Origin of the sequence: Rhodococcus sp. EPR-134 (assembly GCF_001647205.1) — a bacterium.
Lineage (GTDB): Bacteria > Actinomycetota > Actinomycetes > Mycobacteriales > Mycobacteriaceae > Rhodococcus_F > Rhodococcus_F qingshengii.
The window spans coordinates 1-18,210 of sequence record NZ_LVCT01000099.1; the positions used below are offsets into that span (position 1 = coordinate 1).

General features: G+C 60.9%; 17 protein-coding genes. 9 read left to right on the top strand and 8 right to left on the bottom strand.

Annotated elements, in window-relative coordinates; genetic code table 11:
- The 5 genes from A2J01_RS04895 to A2J01_RS04915 form a co-directional block, all read left to right on the top strand.
- A partial coding sequence (locus tag A2J01_RS04895; RefSeq protein ID WP_197494155.1) for a hypothetical protein occupies positions 1–1,009 on the top strand: 1,009 nt, incomplete at its 5' end.
- 98 nt (positions 1,010–1,107) lie between these two features.
- The gene (locus A2J01_RS04900) at positions 1,108–2,127 is read left to right on the top strand and encodes a hypothetical protein (RefSeq protein WP_064112199.1); all 1,020 of its coding nucleotides are present in this window, start codon (positions 1,108–1,110) and stop codon (positions 2,125–2,127) included.
- A gap of 191 nt (positions 2,128–2,318) precedes the next feature.
- Positions 2,319–4,916: a hypothetical protein gene (locus tag A2J01_RS04905; RefSeq protein WP_058228298.1), complete on the top strand. Its 2,598-nt coding sequence runs from the start codon at positions 2,319–2,321 to the stop codon at positions 4,914–4,916.
- Positions 4,917–4,928: 12 nt separating this feature from the next.
- Positions 4,929–6,026, top strand: a complete 1,098-nt coding sequence (locus tag A2J01_RS04910) for a hypothetical protein (protein ID WP_064112200.1) — start codon at positions 4,929–4,931, stop codon at positions 6,024–6,026.
- A gap of 46 nt (positions 6,027–6,072) precedes the next feature.
- Positions 6,073–6,354, top strand: coding sequence for a WhiB family transcriptional regulator (locus A2J01_RS04915; protein ID WP_064112201.1), 282 nt, complete (start codon positions 6,073–6,075; stop codon positions 6,352–6,354).
- A gap of 76 nt (positions 6,355–6,430) precedes the next feature.
- Here the strand turns inward: A2J01_RS04915 and A2J01_RS04920 are convergent, their stop codons facing one another.
- The gene (locus A2J01_RS04920) at positions 6,431–7,216 is read right to left on the bottom strand and encodes a metal-dependent hydrolase (protein WP_064112202.1); all 786 of its coding nucleotides are present in this window, start codon (positions 7,214–7,216) and stop codon (positions 6,431–6,433) included.
- Between the two features lie 208 nt (positions 7,217–7,424).
- The gene (locus tag A2J01_RS04925) at positions 7,425–8,057 is read right to left on the bottom strand and encodes a hypothetical protein (protein WP_156519167.1); all 633 of its coding nucleotides are present in this window, start codon (positions 8,055–8,057) and stop codon (positions 7,425–7,427) included.
- A 270-nt stretch (positions 8,058–8,327) separates the two neighbouring features.
- Here A2J01_RS04925 and A2J01_RS04930 point away from each other — a divergent pair, with 270 nt between their 5' ends.
- Positions 8,328–8,579 (top strand): hypothetical protein, encoded by a 252-nt coding sequence (locus tag A2J01_RS04930; RefSeq protein ID WP_064112213.1) that lies wholly within the window; start codon positions 8,328–8,330, stop codon positions 8,577–8,579.
- A 45-nt stretch (positions 8,580–8,624) separates the two neighbouring features.
- Here the strand turns inward: A2J01_RS04930 and A2J01_RS04935 are convergent, their stop codons facing one another.
- The 5 genes from A2J01_RS04935 to A2J01_RS04960 all read right to left on the bottom strand — a co-directional run bounded on the left by A2J01_RS04935 (position 8,625) and on the right by A2J01_RS04960 (position 14,203).
- Complete coding sequence (locus A2J01_RS04935; RefSeq protein ID WP_064112204.1) at positions 8,625–8,840, bottom strand: hypothetical protein; 216 nt, start codon at positions 8,838–8,840, stop codon at positions 8,625–8,627.
- 284 nt (positions 8,841–9,124) lie between these two features.
- Complete coding sequence (locus A2J01_RS04945) at positions 9,125–9,877, bottom strand: hypothetical protein (RefSeq protein ID WP_156519168.1); 753 nt, start codon at positions 9,875–9,877, stop codon at positions 9,125–9,127.
- A complete protein-coding gene (locus A2J01_RS04950) occupies positions 9,874–11,754 on the bottom strand; it encodes a hypothetical protein (protein WP_156519169.1) in 1,881 nt (626 codons plus the stop codon). Before A2J01_RS04950 ends, A2J01_RS04945 begins: the two co-directional genes overlap by 4 nt.
- 149 nt (positions 11,755–11,903) lie before the next feature.
- Positions 11,904–12,431: a single-stranded DNA-binding protein gene (locus tag A2J01_RS04955; protein WP_064112208.1), complete on the bottom strand. Its 528-nt coding sequence runs from the start codon at positions 12,429–12,431 to the stop codon at positions 11,904–11,906.
- Between the two features lie 107 nt (positions 12,432–12,538).
- Entirely contained in the window at positions 12,539–14,203 is a 1,665-nt protein-coding gene (locus A2J01_RS04960) for a hypothetical protein (RefSeq protein ID WP_064112209.1), read from the bottom strand.
- 242 nt (positions 14,204–14,445) lie between these two features.
- Here A2J01_RS04960 and A2J01_RS04965 point away from each other — a divergent pair, with 242 nt between their 5' ends.
- Positions 14,446–15,312, top strand: coding sequence for a RusA family crossover junction endodeoxyribonuclease (locus A2J01_RS04965; RefSeq protein ID WP_064112210.1), 867 nt, complete (start codon positions 14,446–14,448; stop codon positions 15,310–15,312).
- Positions 15,309–16,697 carry a replicative DNA helicase gene (locus A2J01_RS36745; RefSeq protein WP_064112211.1) on the top strand — a complete coding sequence of 463 codons (1,389 nt, stop codon included), beginning with the start codon at positions 15,309–15,311 and terminating at the stop codon, positions 16,695–16,697. Before A2J01_RS04965 ends, A2J01_RS36745 begins: the two co-directional genes overlap by 4 nt.
- A 264-nt stretch (positions 16,698–16,961) precedes the next feature.
- Here the strand turns inward: A2J01_RS36745 and A2J01_RS04975 are convergent, their stop codons facing one another.
- Positions 16,962–17,708 (bottom strand): hypothetical protein, encoded by a 747-nt coding sequence (locus A2J01_RS04975; protein WP_064112212.1) that lies wholly within the window; start codon positions 17,706–17,708, stop codon positions 16,962–16,964.
- Between the two features lie 153 nt (positions 17,709–17,861).
- Here A2J01_RS04975 and A2J01_RS04980 point away from each other — a divergent pair.
- Positions 17,862–18,210 (top strand): hypothetical protein (locus tag A2J01_RS04980; RefSeq protein ID WP_156519170.1); only part of this gene is annotated, 349 nt, incomplete at its 3' end.

Sequence of the window (18,210 nt, forward strand, 5' to 3'; positions counted from 1 at the left end):
CCACGCTCGATGGGAATCAGTCGGCGCAGATTTCAGCGCAGCAGTCGACGCTGCAGTTGAAGGTATTCCAAACACGGCCCTCACAGCCGAAGTGGTGCAACAGATCATCGAGCCGATCGAGACCGCCATCAAGGCCGCTGTCGCCGAAGCGCTCGATATCGCAGCGCGTTTCAACGGGACCGGACTCGAAATCGTTGGAAACCGGTCGGGGCTGGTGGAAGAACCTCTCGACGCCGCTGGGATCGGATTGCCGCGTAGTCGAATGCTCAGCTACTCCGACCCCACGGATGCCGAGCGCACAGCACGGGACCTGTTCGCCGACAAGCTGTCTGAAGCAAGCTACCGATCGCCGGGTGTGCGCTCGGTGGCCGTGGCGTATCCAGCTGGTCGCCTCAACCCCCGGGAACTGGTCCGCTACAGCGCGCAAACCCAATTGGGATTGCAAGCGACCGCGAAGCCATGGACTCAGCAGAGGATCGCACCTCGAGCGCGGGTGCAGTTGACCTTCGCGATGGTCTTCGACGCGTCACTGACAATGGCGCGGTGGGCGAACTACGCCGGACCTTTGGGCTGGGCGACAGCGTCCGCAGTGCATCAACTCGGCGGTACCTGCACGGTGCGAGGGTTCGGCGGTGGCACTTTCGACGTCATCAAGGCCGGAACGGCCCCCGCCCAGGTGCCCCGTGTCGTCGACAGCGGATCCGGATCCGACGGCTGCGACATCGCGCTGACCGAGGTGATCGCAGACAGTGACATTCTCAACAGGACCGGGGCACGGATCGTCGTCGTTCTGACGGACGGGAAGCTGCCGGCCGACGACGCCGCAGCCATTGACAACGCGATCGACCTGCTTCGAGACTCCGGAACGATCGTGTTGTGGGTGCTGCCCTCAGCGAAGGTGACGGCCCCTGTGATCCCTGAGCGCACAACGGTCCTCACCTCGGTGACACCGGAATCATTCATCGCCGTCGTTTCCCAGGCAGTGATCGACGAGCTCGAACGAGCCTGAGAATGGGGCTGTTTGTGAGCCATCAATGACCGGAACACCCACCTCTACCGTGATCTGTACTCACGGTTGCCGGCATCGCCGGCAGGAAGGTGTCACCCATGACTCACACACCACCCCGCATCACCCCGATCAGTCGCCAGGACGCTGCGGCCGCGGATCCGACCAAGACATGCGGACCGCTCGTCATCGACGACGGACACGTTCACGCGGTCGGCGAAGCACATGGGCGATTGGTCCCGATGGTCGGTCAGATTCGACCGTTCTTGTACGACGCAGCTTTCGAAGGTGTCCGCGTCTATGCCGACCGAGTCGATGATGTCCTGGCGGTGATGCTCGGTGACCGATATGCCGAACTGACTGCAGCCCTAGACGAACTCGATCTGCACCCAGTCCCTGCACCCGACGAGTCCGACCTCGAACCCGTCGACGAGATCGCAGCAGTCGCCGGCTTGCCGCCAGGCGACGACCTTGGTGAATCTGTGTCGGAAGCTGAGCTGGCTGTGTTCGCCGCTCACATGGCATACAAGGACAAGCAAGCTCGCATCAAGTACGAGATGGCGCTGATCCGCCGGCGTCATGCGGATGGTCAACGCGTCCGTCTGCAAAGCGCTATCAACGACGAGGCCCATGCCGATGGCAGCTGGCTTGTCATGACTGATGAGCAGCGCGCACTTCTCCTGTCCGCCGGAGACCCGAATGGTCAGTCACCGGCCGGTGTCATCGAAGAAGTACCGATCTCTATCGACGGAGTCGACGGCACCCTCATACAGACGACCGTGGAACGAGGGGTCTGGACAGCTGACACACGCCTTGTCGTCAACACTGGTGACTACTCACCCTGGGAGCCGATCCCTTTCCCAGAGTCAGCAATCATCCGACTGGACGAGCACGACGAAGAGGTCGAGGTTCAGACCCGGAGCAACCTGGTGATCCTTCGTATCGACACGCCGGACGACTACCTCGAATCGCTCAGTGACGCAGGACTCGTACACCTGAAAGTCACCCCGACCGAACAACCGGACGACTTCTTTCGAGGCGCCGAATCGATCCTTGTCGAAGCGGCAAACGAGGCGCGTTTGGCCGAAGGATCCCCAGCACAATCGCACCATGATTCATGAGGTACTCACTGGCACACGAAGTGTCTGCGATATCTGTACTACACATACAACACAGCACCCGCCACGTCTCAGAAACAAGGGCCTGGCCTGCAGTTATAGCCGGACAGGGTGCTGGCGCACTCGCGCCAAAGGCGGCATGATGTCACCTATCGGAGATCTCCACATCCACCACCTCACAGGGAGGTAACGGCATGGTTTGCCGCGAAAACAAGGGCCGCTCGTTCACCATCGGATTCACGAAAGCACTGCAACGGCAGATGGGCGGAAGCGCCTTCCACGACGCCGAGGTTCAGTCGACCCAGCACGAGTTCACACACCAACTCGAAGACATGAATCGGCAGTTCACACAAGACCCCGAACAGTGGCGCCAAACCCAGATCAAGGTCTGGGAGGCCGTCCGTCAAGACGTCGCCGACTCCACTGCGTTCTCCGACGAGTCGAAGTACCGTGTCTCCCCGGGCCGCGGAGGACAGCCGGGATACATCACACGGATCGACCAAGAACTCGACCGGCTGAAAACAGGGAAAGACGAACACGGTAAGCCGTTGGGGCCGGAACAACAGAACACCCCGGCACAGCTGGCATCAGTCATGCGCATGGGTGGAATCCTCGAACGCATCGGACCCGCGAAAGACAATTTCCTCGAAATGAACGCCCGCCACCGAGGAATCAGCATGGGAGAAGCTCAACGCGAGTGGAACACTCTGATGAACCGCAAGGGTGACTTCTCGAACATCAGCCTCACCGACGACTACCGCAACAGCATGAAGGGCGCCGGCATCACGGCCCGCGACCAGTCCGACCTGGGCATTTCCGGTCGTGCTCGCGACACCATGCGACAGATGGAACAACGCCGACTTGCCGCTGTCCACTCGCATGAGACCAGACCAGCGATCCGCCCCGAGCACAAACTGCGCTCCTTCATTGATCCCAAATCCGAAGGCGCACAGATACGTTGCGAACAGTGTGGCCAATTCGGGCACCTCGGCGCGGCCTGCCCCAACGGCGACATCGTCAGCAAGAAGAAGTCACTCCAGCAGCAGACCGAAATCATCAACCGCACAGCGGAAGCCGGACGAATCCGCAAGATGCTCTCGCGTTCCGACAAGGAACTGCAGGCCGGCATGGATACCCACTTTCCCGGCCAGTACGAGGACGTCGCCGCTTTCAGGGCCGCCAATGAACAGCGCCTCAGCGGAGTACTCGCCGGAAACCCCGAGATGGACGATGCGGAGCTGCGCGACGCACAACGCCAGATCAGCCGTCAGGAGAAGCGACTCGACAAGGAGCTCGAAGCACGCGGGGGATCCGCGTCATGGATCAAAGACGTCTCCTACAACCCCGAGAACGGGCTTCTGGTCGTACGCCCACATGACTACACCACCAAGTCCGGTGAACGGCGGACAGCGAGACCCTTCATGCGGCGAGTATCTCCAGAGAACGTGCAGGCAATGCTCGACAGCGATGAAGCATTCGGGCAGGCCATCAACGATCTCGGCATGATCAGGGGAGCGAAACTCGACAACTACGGTTTCGAGAACGAAGACGATTACGCCGAATCTCTCGTACAGCGAAAGTGCCCTTCCTGCGGTCAATTCGCATCCCTCAACAGCGGGCACCGCTGCCCTGTCCCGGGTAGCCCAAGCGAGGAATACAAGGCCCGCGAACTCGCAGCGAGCAGCGCTTATCGGACCCTTCTGGCGAAGACGAAAGGCAACGACGGCGGACAGGTCGCGAAGCCGATGCACCGTCGACAGTCTTTCACCACCGAAAGTCGTACCATCCGGGTTCGCGGAGAAAACAACGAGCCCGTTGAAGGCACCATCGTCACCGCGCGCGCAGCCGACGTCCTCAGCACGTCCAACGGCGGACACATCGCCAACCCACCCGTCCGCGCCAGCTATCCAGACGCCACAGTGTCCGGCACCGTCGCAGTGTGGGAAGACCTCGACGGCCGTCGAGTGTTCTCCCCACACTCCGCTGCGGGCGGACGCGGCCTGAAATGCAGCTGCGAGGACTACTCCAAACGATCCTGGTGCCGCCACATCGCGGCAACCAGCAACGTCCTCGCACGCCGATACGAAGCCGGGAACGCCGGAAAATCGCAGCCAGGTGGCCCCACCGTTGCGGACAACGTCGCCGCCGACGCACCGATCGGGGCCCAGGAACGACTGTCCTACGGGAAGATTCAGAAGATGAGGGCCAGCGCGAACGCGGAGTTCGCCGAAGCCTACAAAGCCCGACCCAGCAGCGGCGCCAGCATGGCAGCGCCCGCCGCATTGCCTCCCCGCGACACCAACGGAAACCCGATCCCCGAACCAACACAATGGGATCGGTCACTGGAGCAGTCCAAGCGCACCGGTAAGCCTGTAGACCTCGACGACACTAAACAGGTCACCTACCGAGTCCGTAAGCTCCTCGCCGGCCGACCACCGCGTGTTTCATTCTCGGTGCGCCCAGACAAGGACGGCGGCATCACCGTCGATATTCCGCCTAAGCACCGCGGAACGAGCCAGGAAAGCTACTACCGCCAAGAGCTGGCAACACTCCTCGGCACACCTGCGCTCAAGGGCCGACGTGGCTTCTACATCGCGCCCACTCCGTCCGCCCGCCATTCAGCTCTCGAACGGGCAGCAGGCGACCCCGAACGGATCCGGCCCTCCGAATGGGTCACCCGCATCGATCCGGAACGCGCAGAAGCGAACCGGGAACGCCAGACAGCCACTCGTGGACAGAACAACCAGGGCGCTGACCCGGCAATCGCCGGCCAAAGCGCTGCAGCACGGTAGCGGGGAACGATCATGTCCATGACAGACGAGATCGACGCGGCCGTCGCCGCAGCAGCTGGTGGGCTCGATATCGCGGAAGGTGACGTACGGGCCGCCGGTGAGGGCCCATGCAGCCCTGATGAAGCGCGCGAGCTGATCAGCAAGGCGATCCACGCAGCCGACACGTTTCAGTCGACGATGCGACAACTGTTCGTACGGCGTGCCCACGAGGCATTGGGGTACCCGACGCCACGAGAGATGCTGCTCAGCGAGTTCCGCGGATCGTTAATCAATCCGCGGACCGGTGCGCCATACGGGGACTCGCACGTTCACCGGATGGCGCGTGTCGCCTGGTTGACATGGGCGGTCGCCGAGCGCACCGGTGTCGACATGACTGAACTCGAAATCCCGGAGCGGCCACTGCGAGAAATCTCGCCAGGCGTCGATCGAGCAGGGGACCGCGATCTGGTCGATCAGATCGCCGACCGAGTCGACCAAATCGCACGAGGAAAGCACGCGACGGCCGACGACGTCAGCGGTGTAATCGACGACGTCATCAACGAGAACGCAGGACGTAAACCGAGAGCACAACCGGACCCCGACGATGTGCCGCCCGAAGCACCATCAGGCGACTTCGATTCCATCCAAGGCGAAGGCGAATTCGGGGGGAGAGCAGTCTCACCACGCAAACCTGCAACCTCCAACGATGAAGACGTCGACGGTTCTTACTCTCCGGACAGCGGCCCTCAACCAGCTCACGGCGGCGGGCAAAATGGAGCAGCGACAGCAGCATTCGAGGGCGGAGGCAATGAAAATCTGCCGCCGGTACCGCCAGGGGCCCACGACGGCACTCACCTGGACATGAAGTCGGCGATGACTGCGCTCCGGGAGCACGGAGACTTCGTCCGCCACCTGCAGGACATCAACTCGATCGGCGAACGCCTACCCGACGTTGCTGCCGTCCGAAGCAAACTGCCGGACTTCCTCGACGCCGTGGACGACACCGAACTCCATGCGTTCCGCAGCCAAGTCGCGACTGCGAAAGATTTCCTCGAAGAGGCCATAGCAGCGAAGTCGGCGCTCGACGCGGTGCTCGAGGAATCAGATTTCCGCATCGACGATATGTACTAACCGCTACCTCCGACTGGCCTCACCGGACGAGAAAGGAGCCAAAACCATGAAACTCAAGCAAATTCCAACGACGTACAGCGACCTGGTCTCCGGCGAAGACAGTCAGCCCGCACCGCTGTGCCGAGATGCAGCCAACCCCGATCTCTGGTTTCCGCGAAACAACGAAGCAATCGCCATCGCGAAGCAGGTGTGCGCACAGTGCCCCCTCACAAGTCGATGTCTGCAATTCGCCCAGCAATCCCGCGAAACAGGGGTCTGGGGCGGACAACTCCTCGAACACGGCAAGGTCCGGATAAGGCCACTCCGCGACCTCGCCGCAGAACTGTAGGAACGGAAACCAGCTGAAAGCGAAAGAACGAAAGCATCACCCCGGCAGCGCAAATGCAGCCGGGGTGATGCCGCTTCTACGACCAGCCCATCCCGACCGATGCCGGGGAGAACACAACCACGTACGCCAAGGCGACCGCAATGCATGTGAACGCACCGAGCAGAATTTTGTCCGCTGGACCCGACGCCTTGATACGCACCGCTGCCGGCGGAGCGACATCCCACCAACGCTTTCCGTTGATCTTCACGAACGGCGCCAGCATCGGCACACCCATCTTCGTGCCGGCATCACCGAGCAAATGTGTGATCACACCGACCGTTACGGCCGCGCCCAGCGCTACCCCCGACACAGACTCCGGTGCCGCCACCCAGGTCAATACCGATAGCCCCGCTGCTGCACCGGTCACAGCCAGCCAATCGTTCTTCTTCACCCATTGAGGGAACAGCCCTCGGATCGCCAACCCCAGCATCAGGAACAAAACGCCGATCGTCGCAGGTTTCCCAAACGCTGTCACCAGCGCTGTCACCGCCATGCCGGCAAGCACAGCGAACCCGAGAGTGTGAGTGGTGGTGCGATGGCCGTTCTCCCGATTGTCGTCACGCTTCGTCGACGTCAAAGAGTGGAATGCCAACGAGATCCGTTCCACCACATGAGCGACTGCCTGGCTGAGTGGTCCGAAACTACGGGCAATTGTGGCCTGTGGGCTGTCCAAGTCCGGGAGGAGGGCAGCGCCGGCTGTAATGCCGGCGAATATGAATGCGCCAGGAATGGACGTCGGACCTCCCCACTCGGGCGGTAATACCGCAGCTATCGCCAATCCTGTGGCTGCGCCGCTCATTGCGTGCGTGGGCCCCATCACCATGTCGTGTGCCTCTCGTCATCTCCGATGGAGACAGCCTAGAAACCGGACTTCCGGTGATCGGCGAACTACGACCAGAATCCGGGGCTGCGAACCTCACGGCCTTGATGAATAGCCGCTTTCATGACGATCGGTATTGGCCACCAAGGAAATGGCCGGTGCCCCGATCGCAAACTTTGGGGGCACCGACAATTTCGTCGAGTCCTTGGTGTTAGACCTGCGATTGGTCACCCGATAGGCGAGTGAAACTTCCACCCTGCCCACCGAAGACGCGTCCTCCGAGGACACGGCGTGCTATTTCCGCCATGGGATGTCCCTCTGTGCCTTCTTCCACTTCGATGTGTCCTGCGTAGGCATCTCTGCAGCGAGCGATGAGTGCAGCGTCGTACCAAACCTTGCCTGTGTCGTCGATTTCGCGAGGGTCGGTGCCGATGCTGAACGCTCCGACGAGCCATCCGCCGTGCGCGACAAGCAGACCACCTGCGGCCGAGACCATCTCGATTTTCGGCCACCAACGATCACACGAGGCTGTGAATGCGTCGTTACTCATGCGCGAGTGGTATCCGATGTTGTCCCGGTCCGGGTCTGATGATTGCTGAAGTTCCCCCAGACGAAGAACTGGGACGGGTTTGCCGTCGAGGAGCACCGATTCGACGACCGGAGTGTCTGCGAGCTTGCTGACGACTTCGAATGTGTTCGGAGACGGAATGATCCCTGCGCGCACAGCTTTTCTTGTTGTCGCTGGGGCCGTTCCGAGAATCCTCGCCGCGAGGTTGGCTGGTATGTCGGTGTCATATCCATACCCGAATTCCAGTGAGGTGTGGATTCTCTGCGTGATGGCCATTGCCAGTTTCCTCTCGTTGCCGCTGCGGTCGTACTGAGTAAGACCCTGCATATGCGGTGTGGAACAAGAGAAGTATAGCACCCATTTAGTGAACTGGGTCGAGGTGCCTCCCGTGTGTTCTGAACCCGACACGAGGGCTGACACGCCGAAAGGCGAGTGCAATTCTGTAGGATCGAGCGGAGACCCAGCCGAAGACTGCAATGTCACCGCTTATCTGTGAGCCGTAATTCCGCTGCGGTGCAAAGAGTTTCCACCGGTAGTGTGGTCGGCATGACTGATCTACTGGAACAATCCGTCCGTTATCTCGAAGCCCTCTCTGACGCTATCGCCGACCATGCACCAGCATCGTCCGGCGTCGACTTCGTTTCAGAACTCGTTGAGTCTCTTCGTGAGTGCGCAGGCGCCGTCCAGATAGCCCACGAGGAAGGGTATGTCGCATCGCCGGTCTATTCGCATCCCGGCGATGGCGATACTCGCGCTGAACTTGCCAACAGGATCGCTGAACAACTCTTCCCGAGGTAGGTACCATCCGTCACTGCACCTACCTCGGTAGCCTTGCGGGTGGGCCTAAGCTGGAAGCTCTTTCGCGTCAGGAATCTGATCTACCAGGCTAGTTACCCACGAAATAAGTTTCGGGATGAGCATGACCGTCGTATCACGGATGCCACCGAGGATGCTGCCAGCGATGTCAGCGACTGACTGGCTTCCATCGCCAAGATCGATGGTGCCCTTGACAATTCCAATCACAACGAGGATTGCGACGTCATACCCAATCAGCTTCATGACGGCACCGCCGAAGGCTCGACGTCCTCAGATTCGGATGGAGCGAATCCATCCGGGGGTGGAAGTTCGACAGTGAAGTTCGGTTCAGGAAGCTTGTCTCGAACAGTGTCCTCGCTCTTGTTTACGAATCCGGACACTTTCTGATTCGTAGCCTGAAACCAGCTAGGCGAGAACATCAGTTGCCCGTCCCCGAACCACGTACCCACCCCCCACAGCACTCCCAGCGTGACGACAACCGCGATTATCCGTTTCATGTCCTGCCCTCCTTCAATGTGGTTTGCTCGCTACTGATTCCACGGATCGACATCATCAGATTCGTTCAATTCCTGGTCGCCGAGACCGGCACCAAAATCCAGTTCAGGCTTCGTGTCTGAGGATTCGGAGTCGCGCTCCGCGTTGGTGGGAACGTCAATTGATGGCCACGCATCGTCGTTTTCCACCCTGATCCACCGCGGCTCGATACCGCCATCGGAGTTGGTGATCGATGTCTGCGCAAACCCGAGCTCAATCAGGCGATCCCGCGCCAACTCTTTCGACCCCGTCAACATGATGGAGGCATCCCACGGGCACACCATCGAGTCGTCGGGCAGGAACATGACCTGAACTTGCCTATAGCCGTTCTTGGGGTCGTACGCCCACGATCGACCCTTCGGTGTTCCCTCTTCCGGGAAACGGGTGCCATGGTCGGAGTTGAGGATTTGCTGTGATTCGTACTGGTCGAGAGGACCGACACCGAGCCTGAAGCCGAGCTGGGAACGCAGCTGTGTGGAGATGATCTTGGCGTCCGGCTTCTGAGCGGCCGCAACGATGTTCACTTCGATCGCCCTGCCCAATCGAGCAATGGACTCCAGGTTGGCGCGTGCTTCGTCCTTCAGCTCTTCGACGTCGCTGTTCGCGCCCTTCGCGAGGAAGTCGGCGAGCTCGTCGAAGAAAAGGATCAGGCGGCGAGGTACAGGTCCGTGCGCCTTCTCGAGCTCTGGATCCGCAGCGTACTTCTCTCGTAGCCAGGACAGCTTCCGGACTTGTAGCTTGTTCAATAGCGTTTGGCCGGCATCCATCCTCCGTTTGGCTCGCGCCACGGCGTCGACGATCTCGTGTCGGTCGCAGCGAAGTGGACGACACTGGGGAATTCTGGAGTCCAGGTGAAGTCTGTGCGCTTCGGATCACAGACGATAACTTCGTAGACGTCCGGCAAGAGCATCGCGTAGAACAAGACGATCGACAGAGCTACAGATTTTCCCTGGCCGGTTTTTCCTCCCACTAATCCGTGCGGTGTTTCGTTGAGGTCCCAGTCGAGCCAGCCGCCGCCCTTCTGCGGGCCGAAACGTAGAACTCCCTTGCGGGCCAGCGTAATCGCTTCGTCGAATGCGGTCGTGCCAGGCATCGGAAATGCCAGCTGATCTGGTAGTCGCGGGACCGCGGTCATCGTGACTATTCCATCTGCGGTGGACCATGAGTATGCCCAGTCGTTGTTCGTAGTGAGGGAGTCCCAGTGATCTTGGAACTCGTCCCTGGTTTCGCGTTTGTTGACGTCGATGGATCCGAAGTTCACTCGCGCTCGCTGGGGGAGGGCTTCGCCGGTGGGCGATAGGCCTTCCTGCCATTCGATGATGTCGCAGTCGACTGGCGTACTGGCTTTTCCGAACTTCGACTCCACAACATTGCGGAGTTTCTTTTCGACCGATTTCTGTTTCGCTCGGACGTCGTTGTGATCGACAGACATGATTGCCAGTTGCGTCGAACCGCCCTCGAACTTCCAGTCGAACAGCAAGCGGACGTCAGGCCACCGCGTGTGTATCGAGGTATCGAGGCTGTCTTCGAGCTTGTCGCGGAGGCGGCGTTCACCGAGGGGGAGTGTTCCGAAGTCCACGTCTATAGTTGCCGGCTGGTCCGATTCGTCGTCGGCCCACGTCTCGACGACAGCGACGACAGGGTCTTTGCCTGGTTTTGTTATAGCGGAGCGGATTTCGTCGGCAAACTTTCGTTCGTTGAGCTTCCTGCGAGCTTCCAGAGATCCTTTGGCGGCCCTGCTGATTTCGAGGGCCTGCTCGTCTTTGTTCCACAGGTAGATCCACTCGCCCGGGCACGACACAGATCGGTCGAAGCTGCGCTCGAGGGTGTCTCGAAAGCCCGGATCAGTCAGGTCTTGGCTTCCAGCTGCGAAACGAAGCTGCGTCGGTATCGGAACGACTGCTCCGTCTGCGCGAGTTTCGTCGGCCCATTCGGCGATGTCGAGGGCGTATCCATCTGCTGCGTTCCGGTCGGTGATCTTGAAGAGGGACCGCAGCGTCGCAGTGATCTTTCGGGCCATCAATTGTTTCGCCACTCGTGGATCGTCACCGTTGACCGCTTCGAACTCGACGGTGTTCGACTTAGTCCAGTTGAACACCCACTCCATGTCGGCCGGTGCAGGAACGCTCTGCTCAATGGCCTTCTCGACGATCAGTCGTCGCATTGGTGCCCCCACAGAGGCACTGCTGGCACCAACGGACAGCTGGGCTGCGCGAATGGCCTGTGATGACGACCATCGAATTGAGGTGATGTGTTTGGAGGGGGTCGTAGGTCGGCTGACGGTCCCTGATGGAAGCCCAGCCGGTTTCTGCAGGCCGGAGTAGATCGCTTCAAGTGTGTTGCGGCGCCGTGGCATCACGATGCTGGCACGCACGATGGTCACCACCAACCACGCGGCCGAGGCGACGCCGATCCACATCAAGTGCCCGTTGGTCAGGAACCCGAATGTCGAGATGCCGATGAGGAAAAGCCAGTTCAGTGCCGTGACGGTGACGGGACCGACACGGGCGCTGTCAGCTGTCCAGGTCAACACCGCCCAGTCGTTCAATAGTCGTCTTGCCCATGCAGCCAGTTGCTGTTGCAGTTGGGCAGAGAAGGCGGTTCCGCGGCGTGTGCGTGGCACCCTTCCCCCTTTCGTGGTCTCCGATAGGGGAATGATTGCAGTGACGGTTCCGGTGTCCATGGCTGTCGTGACAGCTCGTCGGGGGGTTGGGTTCGGCAATGTGCTGTGGCCCCGACGGATGATGTCGGGGCCACAGTGAGTTTCGTAAGTCAGAAGGGCGGTTCGTCGCTCGCGGCGGATGTGGCGGCACCGGCACCCCACGGATCTTCGTTGGGGGCGCCGCTTCCCCAGGGATCGTTTCCGGCGTTCGGCGGGCGTGATGTGGACTGGGTTGTGGTGCTGCCGTTGTTGGTCTGGCCACTGTTACCACCCCGGCTCGCTTTGGCGACTTTGGCGGTGGCGTACTTGAGGCTGGGGCCGATCTCGTCGACTTCGAGTTCGATGACGGTACGCTTTTCGCCCTCACGAGTTTCGTACGAGCGTTGCTTTAAACGGCCGCTGACGATGACACGTGAACCACGGGTCAAGCTCTCGGTGGCGTTCTCGGCTGCCTCACGCCACAGATTGCAACGCATAAACAGTGCATCGCCGTCTTTCCACTCGTTGGAGTTGCGGTCGAACGTGCGGGGCGTCGAGGCAACGGTGAACGAGGCGACGGCTGCGCCGGCCGGAGTGAAGCGAAGTTCGGGAGCTGCGGTCAGATTGCCGATCACGGTGATTACGGTGTCGCCTGCCATGGGACTACCTTTCTGTAAACGCTGGGTGGGTTGGTGCTAATGGGTTCGTAGTCGACGCTGTCACAGACGATTTCGGTGCGCGGCACGGTGAGCGCGTCGCGCCGTGGTCACGCTGACTGTCGTGCGACGGGCTGAGATGCCCGGTAGGCGCCGGCGGCGGCTTCTACGAACCGCTGGGGTTCGGCCTCCCACGCTGAGAGTCGTTCGCTGAACAATTGCGCCGGGATCTGTGCGAGATCAGCGGTTCCGCAGGCAGCGGCGAGGAACGGCTTGACGCGGTCCTCGTGACCGGTCAGCTTGCACTGCTGCAGGAAAGCGTTCCAACGCTGCATGAGTGCGTCGTCTCCGGTGGCCGCATCGCCGATGACAGCATTCGTCGACGTCATCTGAGCGCCGGACGTCGAGGTAGCAGCGTTCCCCTGTTGCGCCTGCCGCCCGGCCTGCTCCCGGGCCTTACGGGAAGCATCGTTGATCGGCGTCGGCTGGTCATACTGCCCGTCAAGGTAGCTTTCGACCGAATGCAAGGCGCCTGCGAACACTGCAGTCGCCTGAGCGATCACTGTCTTGCGCCACATCTCGCGCTGTTCCGAGTGCTCTTCGCTAAGCATCTCGAGGGTGATCGGGACCAGACGAGAAGCGATCTGGTGGACCCACTTTCCGGCCTCACCGTGTGAACGATCCATCCGGTTGATCCGGCCGACAACGGCGGTCTGAACCTGATCGGCCATGGAGAGAAGTACTTCGGTCAGATCAGTAGCCGTCGATGCGAGGGCAGAGCTTTCCAGCAGGCGAGGTTCCCTACCGGCGCGCTCGGCTGCGTCCTGTTCCTCATATGCGGCTGTGGTCAGCAGGATCATGGCGCCAGACCAAGTGTTTCGCCAGCTTGCGGTCAGGTAGGAACCTGCGTTGGCGCGGCCGTCGGAGTTGTACGGCTCCCATGGCTTTGCTTCCACCGAGTGCGCTTCCCTCAGCGCAGGACGTCGAACCGCTCCGGATGAGGCGGGCGTTCCATTGGTGGGAGCGGCGCCGTGCAGACGAGCAGCGACGGCTTCGGCGAGGGCATCGACGTCGACCGATGCCGGCGCGGCGGCTGGTGCGCTCTCGGCGGCGGTGATCGCACCAGTCGGATCACCTTCGGGTGTGTTCACGCGTACGAACCCCGAAGGCACCTGAGTGCCATCGTGATTGCTCCGGAACGTGGCCCACTTCGACGGGTCGCTGGTCACTTCGTCGGAGATCAAGTTGGTCGTGGGAGCGTCAGCAGGGCCGATCGCTGCGATCACGTTTGCGCAGTTTTCACGGGTCGCGGACGCCGAGCCGCCCTTTCCGTCTTTCGTCGCGCCACGCAGTTCGTTGATCGGCGTCAAGTACGAGATAATCTCACCAGAGCTGTTCTTGTAACGCCGCTTCGTTTCGATCGCCACGTACACCGCTTTTCCTGCGGTGAGTGCATGCCGAACTGCTTTCTCGAGGTCTCCACCTGCTTGGATCGACGCACCGAAATTCTCTCTGAGACCGACGGACTCACCGTCTGGGTTCTTCGCGGATCGGGCATTGAACTTGACGTAAAGAGTCGGCTGGCGCTGACTGGTCGCCCGAGCGTCGTCGATGCTGTCGATCTCGATGGAGACGAATTCGCGAATCAGAACCTGCGAGTGCACAGGCACCGTCGAATCCTGACCAGCAACCTGGACCTGAATGGGCTTCGACGCCGACTTGCTGTACGCGACATAAGAGGTGTTGTGCGTCTGTCGGGTGAACGTGCTCTGCATGGCTTTCTCCTGATTCGCTGCGCCGTAGGTGCCTTGGCGTGGTGATCTCCGATGACCAAATACTGACGCCACCGACTGACAAGTGCGGCACGAAGCAACATCCGAGCAGTTCAACCGCACATTCTGACTCCGATCCAACACCAGCCAGTTACGGTCACCGGCCCGCCACGTCGCCTCTGCGGCGACGTCGAACCCATCAATCCCGCCCGAACACCGGAACCGGCAGTCATAGGGTCCGCATCATGAGCATCAACGCCGACGCGCTGTTGTCCAGTGGATCGCACCGATACTGCCCGGCATGTCGGGCCGCACTCATCCCGATCAGCCGGACGCGGTGCAGCAGCTGCACACACGTCCCGGAGAACGCCCTCGCTGCGGTACCGGTCGCGGTGCAAACATCGTCGTCGTCGAAGACCCCCGAGGACTCTGTCGTGCGCGAAAGCCACCGTGGAGGCCTCGCGTGCCTGCCTGACCACACGATGTGGCTTGTCGCTGAGGGGAAGCCAATCACCCAAGGATCAATGAGAGCTGTCGCGGCCGGCGTGATCAAACACGACAAAGGCCCAGCATTGCGTGCCTGGCGTGACACCATCACCCGGGAAGCACTCCGGATCGGCGGAACCGAGTGGGTACCCATCGACGGTCCGGTTCGACTGCATGTCGCGCTGACTGTGCCGAAGCCCGATCGCATCGGGACCTCCGCGGTTATTCCCGTCTCGGAGCGGACCACGCCCCGATGCCCGCCTATGACGAAACCCGACGTCGACAAGCTGCTGCGCGCTGTCCAAGATGCGCTGTCGCCGGCTGAACACAAGTCCGGAAGCTCGGCGTCGCGTCGGTTCAAACTCCTAACCGACGACTCCCGGATCGTCGACTCGTTGGCCGCGAAAACGTATCCGACTCCGTGGCACACACATCCGTGGGCATTGCCGTGGCCAGGAGCCGTCATCAGGATCTCGTCGCTCGACGTCGACACCCCGATGTTTCCCAACTCGACGCTCCGGATGCCCGGAGCATTCCCCTCTGATGTCGGTGACCTGGTGGAGATGGTGGGTACGCGACTATCCGTGCCGCAAGCGCGCACCTGCGGGAGCAAGGTGAAGGTGTGATCGAAAACAACTCTGCCGCAGAACAAGTCCTACTTGGACGTCTCCTCGAAGGCGACGACGAGGCATTCGTGGCGTCGACCGTCTCTGCGCTGTCACCGCATGCATTCTCGACAGACAAACACAAAGCTGTCTTCGCAGCGATCAGCACGCTGGTCTCCACAGGCCACCCCGTGGACCTCACCTCAGTGGTGACGGAGTTGAGAAGGCGAGACCAGCTCGACGTCGCAGGTGGTCCCAGCGGCCTCTCCGCGATGACCCACGCCTCCCTGTCAGCGTCTGCACGGGCCCCGCAGCTTCATCTCGAGGCGATGGCAGGTCGAGAACAACTGCGCCGCTTGGAATCAGAGATGGAACTCGCCCTCGATCTGATTCGGGATGGTCAACTCTCATCTGTCGACGAAGCCCGCTCACGACTTGCGAAACTGTTCGATGCCCAATCATTTCAGTCGACGACGCTGCCCGACATCCGATCTCAAATCGAGGAGCTGAAACACTCACTCGACGTCCGACTGGTCAACGGGGTCGACGGCATCGACGGCGTACCGACCGGATGGAGAGACTTAGACGGAGGCAAAGACTCGATGGCTCTGGTCAAGGGCCTGAAAGACGGACGGCTGACCGTCCTCGCGGCGAGACCCGGAACAGGAAAAACGACCGCGATCATCGACTGGGTGAGAGCCGCCTGCGATTCCGGTGCCGGTGTCGTCCTCTTCTCCCTCGAACAGCCTGCCGAAGAGATCACCGAACTACTCGTCGTCGCAGAATGCGGAAACATGCACCGCAACAAACTGCAAAACCCGACCGAACTAACAGATCTCGGGTGGGACAAAGTTTCCGAAGCCATGGCACGGGTCGCCTCGTGGCACCTCGTCATCGACGACACGGCACGTACCCTGCCTCAGATGCGTCGGGTCGCGGCTGCAGCGCGCACCAAGTTTCAGGCCGAAGGCACAGACTTGCGCATCGTTTTCGAGGATTACATCCAGCTCACGGAGGCCGGCGATCAACAACAGGCATCTCTCAATCAGGCCCAACGGCTCTCCGAGATCGCGAACGGTTTTAAGGCGATGGCCAAGGACATGAGCATCGCCGTGGTCGTTGCAGCTCAGTTCAACCGTGGTCCCACTGAAGGCGACCGGCCTCCGAAACTGAGCGATATGAAGGGTTCTGGCGGCCTGGAGGAAGCCGCGGACCTCGTCATCGGTTTGCACCGGCCGTACGCGATCGATCCGCAGGGATCATCCGAGACCCCAGACGATTTGCATGTACTCATTTTGAAGCATCGTCAGGGGCGTGCTGGTGGCATTTTGTCGCGCTCCTTCCTTGGAGAGTTTGCCCGTACATCGGAGCCGAGAAGCCGCCAAATCGCCTCTTCCGGTGCATGAGTCAGCGACCTATTCCGTTTTCGTCAGATGGTGGGATCGCGACTGCGATCCCACCATCGCGAGCACTGGCCAGTCAATCCACGACGCCATGGGGGGTCGGCAAAGGTTCAGTTCAGGCGCGCACCGAGTACGTCATTTGCGAGTTTCGCAGATGGAAAGATCGGCGGCAGGGTATTCAGGCTTCGCGAAAGAGTTCCTGCGCACTTCGGCAAACGATGCGACTGTCGAAGTGCGCTCGTCGATCTGACCGTCGATGACGATTTGCTAGAGAACCCCGGCCTCTTGCATACCAACGAGCTTGCCTGCCTGCGCTCGCCACACCACGTCGAACTGTGCAATCGCTTCGTCGCTGGGTTGTCCGACAAAGGTGAAATCGACCTGCACGGTGATCCCGTCAGCGACTCCCCATCCGGTCATCGTCGTCATTGTTCGGTCGCCCTCAAGCGTGGCGGTATAGACCCTGGCGTCGTCGAGTCGGTAGAACTCGGGTGTAACGGGAAGCGATGCTAAACGCAGTTCCTGATCACCGGCGCCGTCCACCACCAAGTGGGTCTGCGCGCAGGAAGACAACCAATCATCGATTACATCGGGGTTGGTGTTGGGGGAGTTCGACAACTGCACATTCATGATCTGCGCTCCGCCAGGATTGACGAACTTGTTTCCCGACCAGCGCGATCCCGACAACACCATGGACTGAACAGCGGTCTGCAGTTTCCCACCGGGCACACACTGTCCGTTGTCTGGAGCGCTCATCCTCTCCGGCACCGGAGAGTTCTGCGGTCGAACGTCTACGGCCTGCTGAGACCAGCCGATGAACTCCCGGGCAGGGATGTCGTTGATCGAGACGATTGGCACAGCGTAAGCCTGCATGTCGACAGGGTCCTCGCGCTGAGCGACGACGGAGACGATGCCGATGATCAGAGCCGCTACCGCGACAACGACACCGCCGATTGTCAGCGGCCTCCGATGTTCGCTGACCCACCTCCCTGCAGTTGAGGCCAACTCGCTCATGCTGTTCCCTTCTCCCGCTTACTAGTTCAGGACGGTGTGCACTCGTCACCTTGCGGCGCCCGAGGAACTTCTCTTGCACCGTCAGTGAAGACGGCGAAGCCTTCGCAGACATCGTGGCAGGCGGGGTTCCGGTCATCGACGCGGAAAGTGAGCATGAGCACCGGAACCGGGGTCTGCATGATGACGATGCGCGTCATTACGGAGAAGGGACAGCGAGTGAATGTACAACAGAACCCGCAGATTCGGGACCGCTCCGGATCTGCAGGTCAAGGCCGTACCGCCGCCCTGGCGACCCGCGCTGAACTCATCGCTGCCGCCAACATTGTCGACGTGAGTGTGCCGGCGATGTCGCTGCCCCGCCTGATCCGTCTCTCGACCGCGCATTACAACGAACTCAACCCTGGTAAGCGTGCAGCAGATTTCGCCTCGGACGAGGCCTTCATGACCCGAATTTGCGTGAACTACCTCAGGCACGCATGCAGTGGCTACGACAGCCACCGAG

Coding starts and splice junctions, on each gene's coding strand:
- A2J01_RS04930 (WP_064112213.1), top strand. CDS start 8,328: ATGACTGATCTACTGGAACAATCCGTCCGTTATCTCGAAGCCCTCTCT.
- A2J01_RS04955 (WP_064112208.1), bottom strand. CDS start 12,431: ATGGCAGGCGACACCGTAATCACCGTGATCGGCAATCTGACCGCAGCT.
- A2J01_RS04900 (WP_064112199.1), top strand. CDS start 1,108: ATGACTCACACACCACCCCGCATCACCCCGATCAGTCGCCAGGACGCT.
- A2J01_RS04915 (WP_064112201.1), top strand. CDS start 6,073: ATGAAACTCAAGCAAATTCCAACGACGTACAGCGACCTGGTCTCCGGC.
- A2J01_RS04965 (WP_064112210.1), top strand. CDS start 14,446: ATGAGCATCAACGCCGACGCGCTGTTGTCCAGTGGATCGCACCGATAC.
- A2J01_RS04960 (WP_064112209.1), bottom strand. CDS start 14,203: ATGCAGAGCACGTTCACCCGACAGACGCACAACACCTCTTATGTCGCG.
- A2J01_RS04905 (WP_058228298.1), top strand. CDS start 2,319: ATGGTTTGCCGCGAAAACAAGGGCCGCTCGTTCACCATCGGATTCACG.
- A2J01_RS04925 (WP_156519167.1), bottom strand. CDS start 8,057: ATGGCCATCACGCAGAGAATCCACACCTCACTGGAATTCGGGTATGGA.
- A2J01_RS04910 (WP_064112200.1), top strand. CDS start 4,929: ATGTCCATGACAGACGAGATCGACGCGGCCGTCGCCGCAGCAGCTGGT.
- A2J01_RS04975 (WP_064112212.1), bottom strand. CDS start 17,708: ATGAGCGAGTTGGCCTCAACTGCAGGGAGGTGGGTCAGCGAACATCGG.
- A2J01_RS04920 (WP_064112202.1), bottom strand. CDS start 7,216: ATGGTGATGGGGCCCACGCACGCAATGAGCGGCGCAGCCACAGGATTG.
- A2J01_RS04935 (WP_064112204.1), bottom strand. CDS start 8,840: ATGAAGCTGATTGGGTATGACGTCGCAATCCTCGTTGTGATTGGAATT.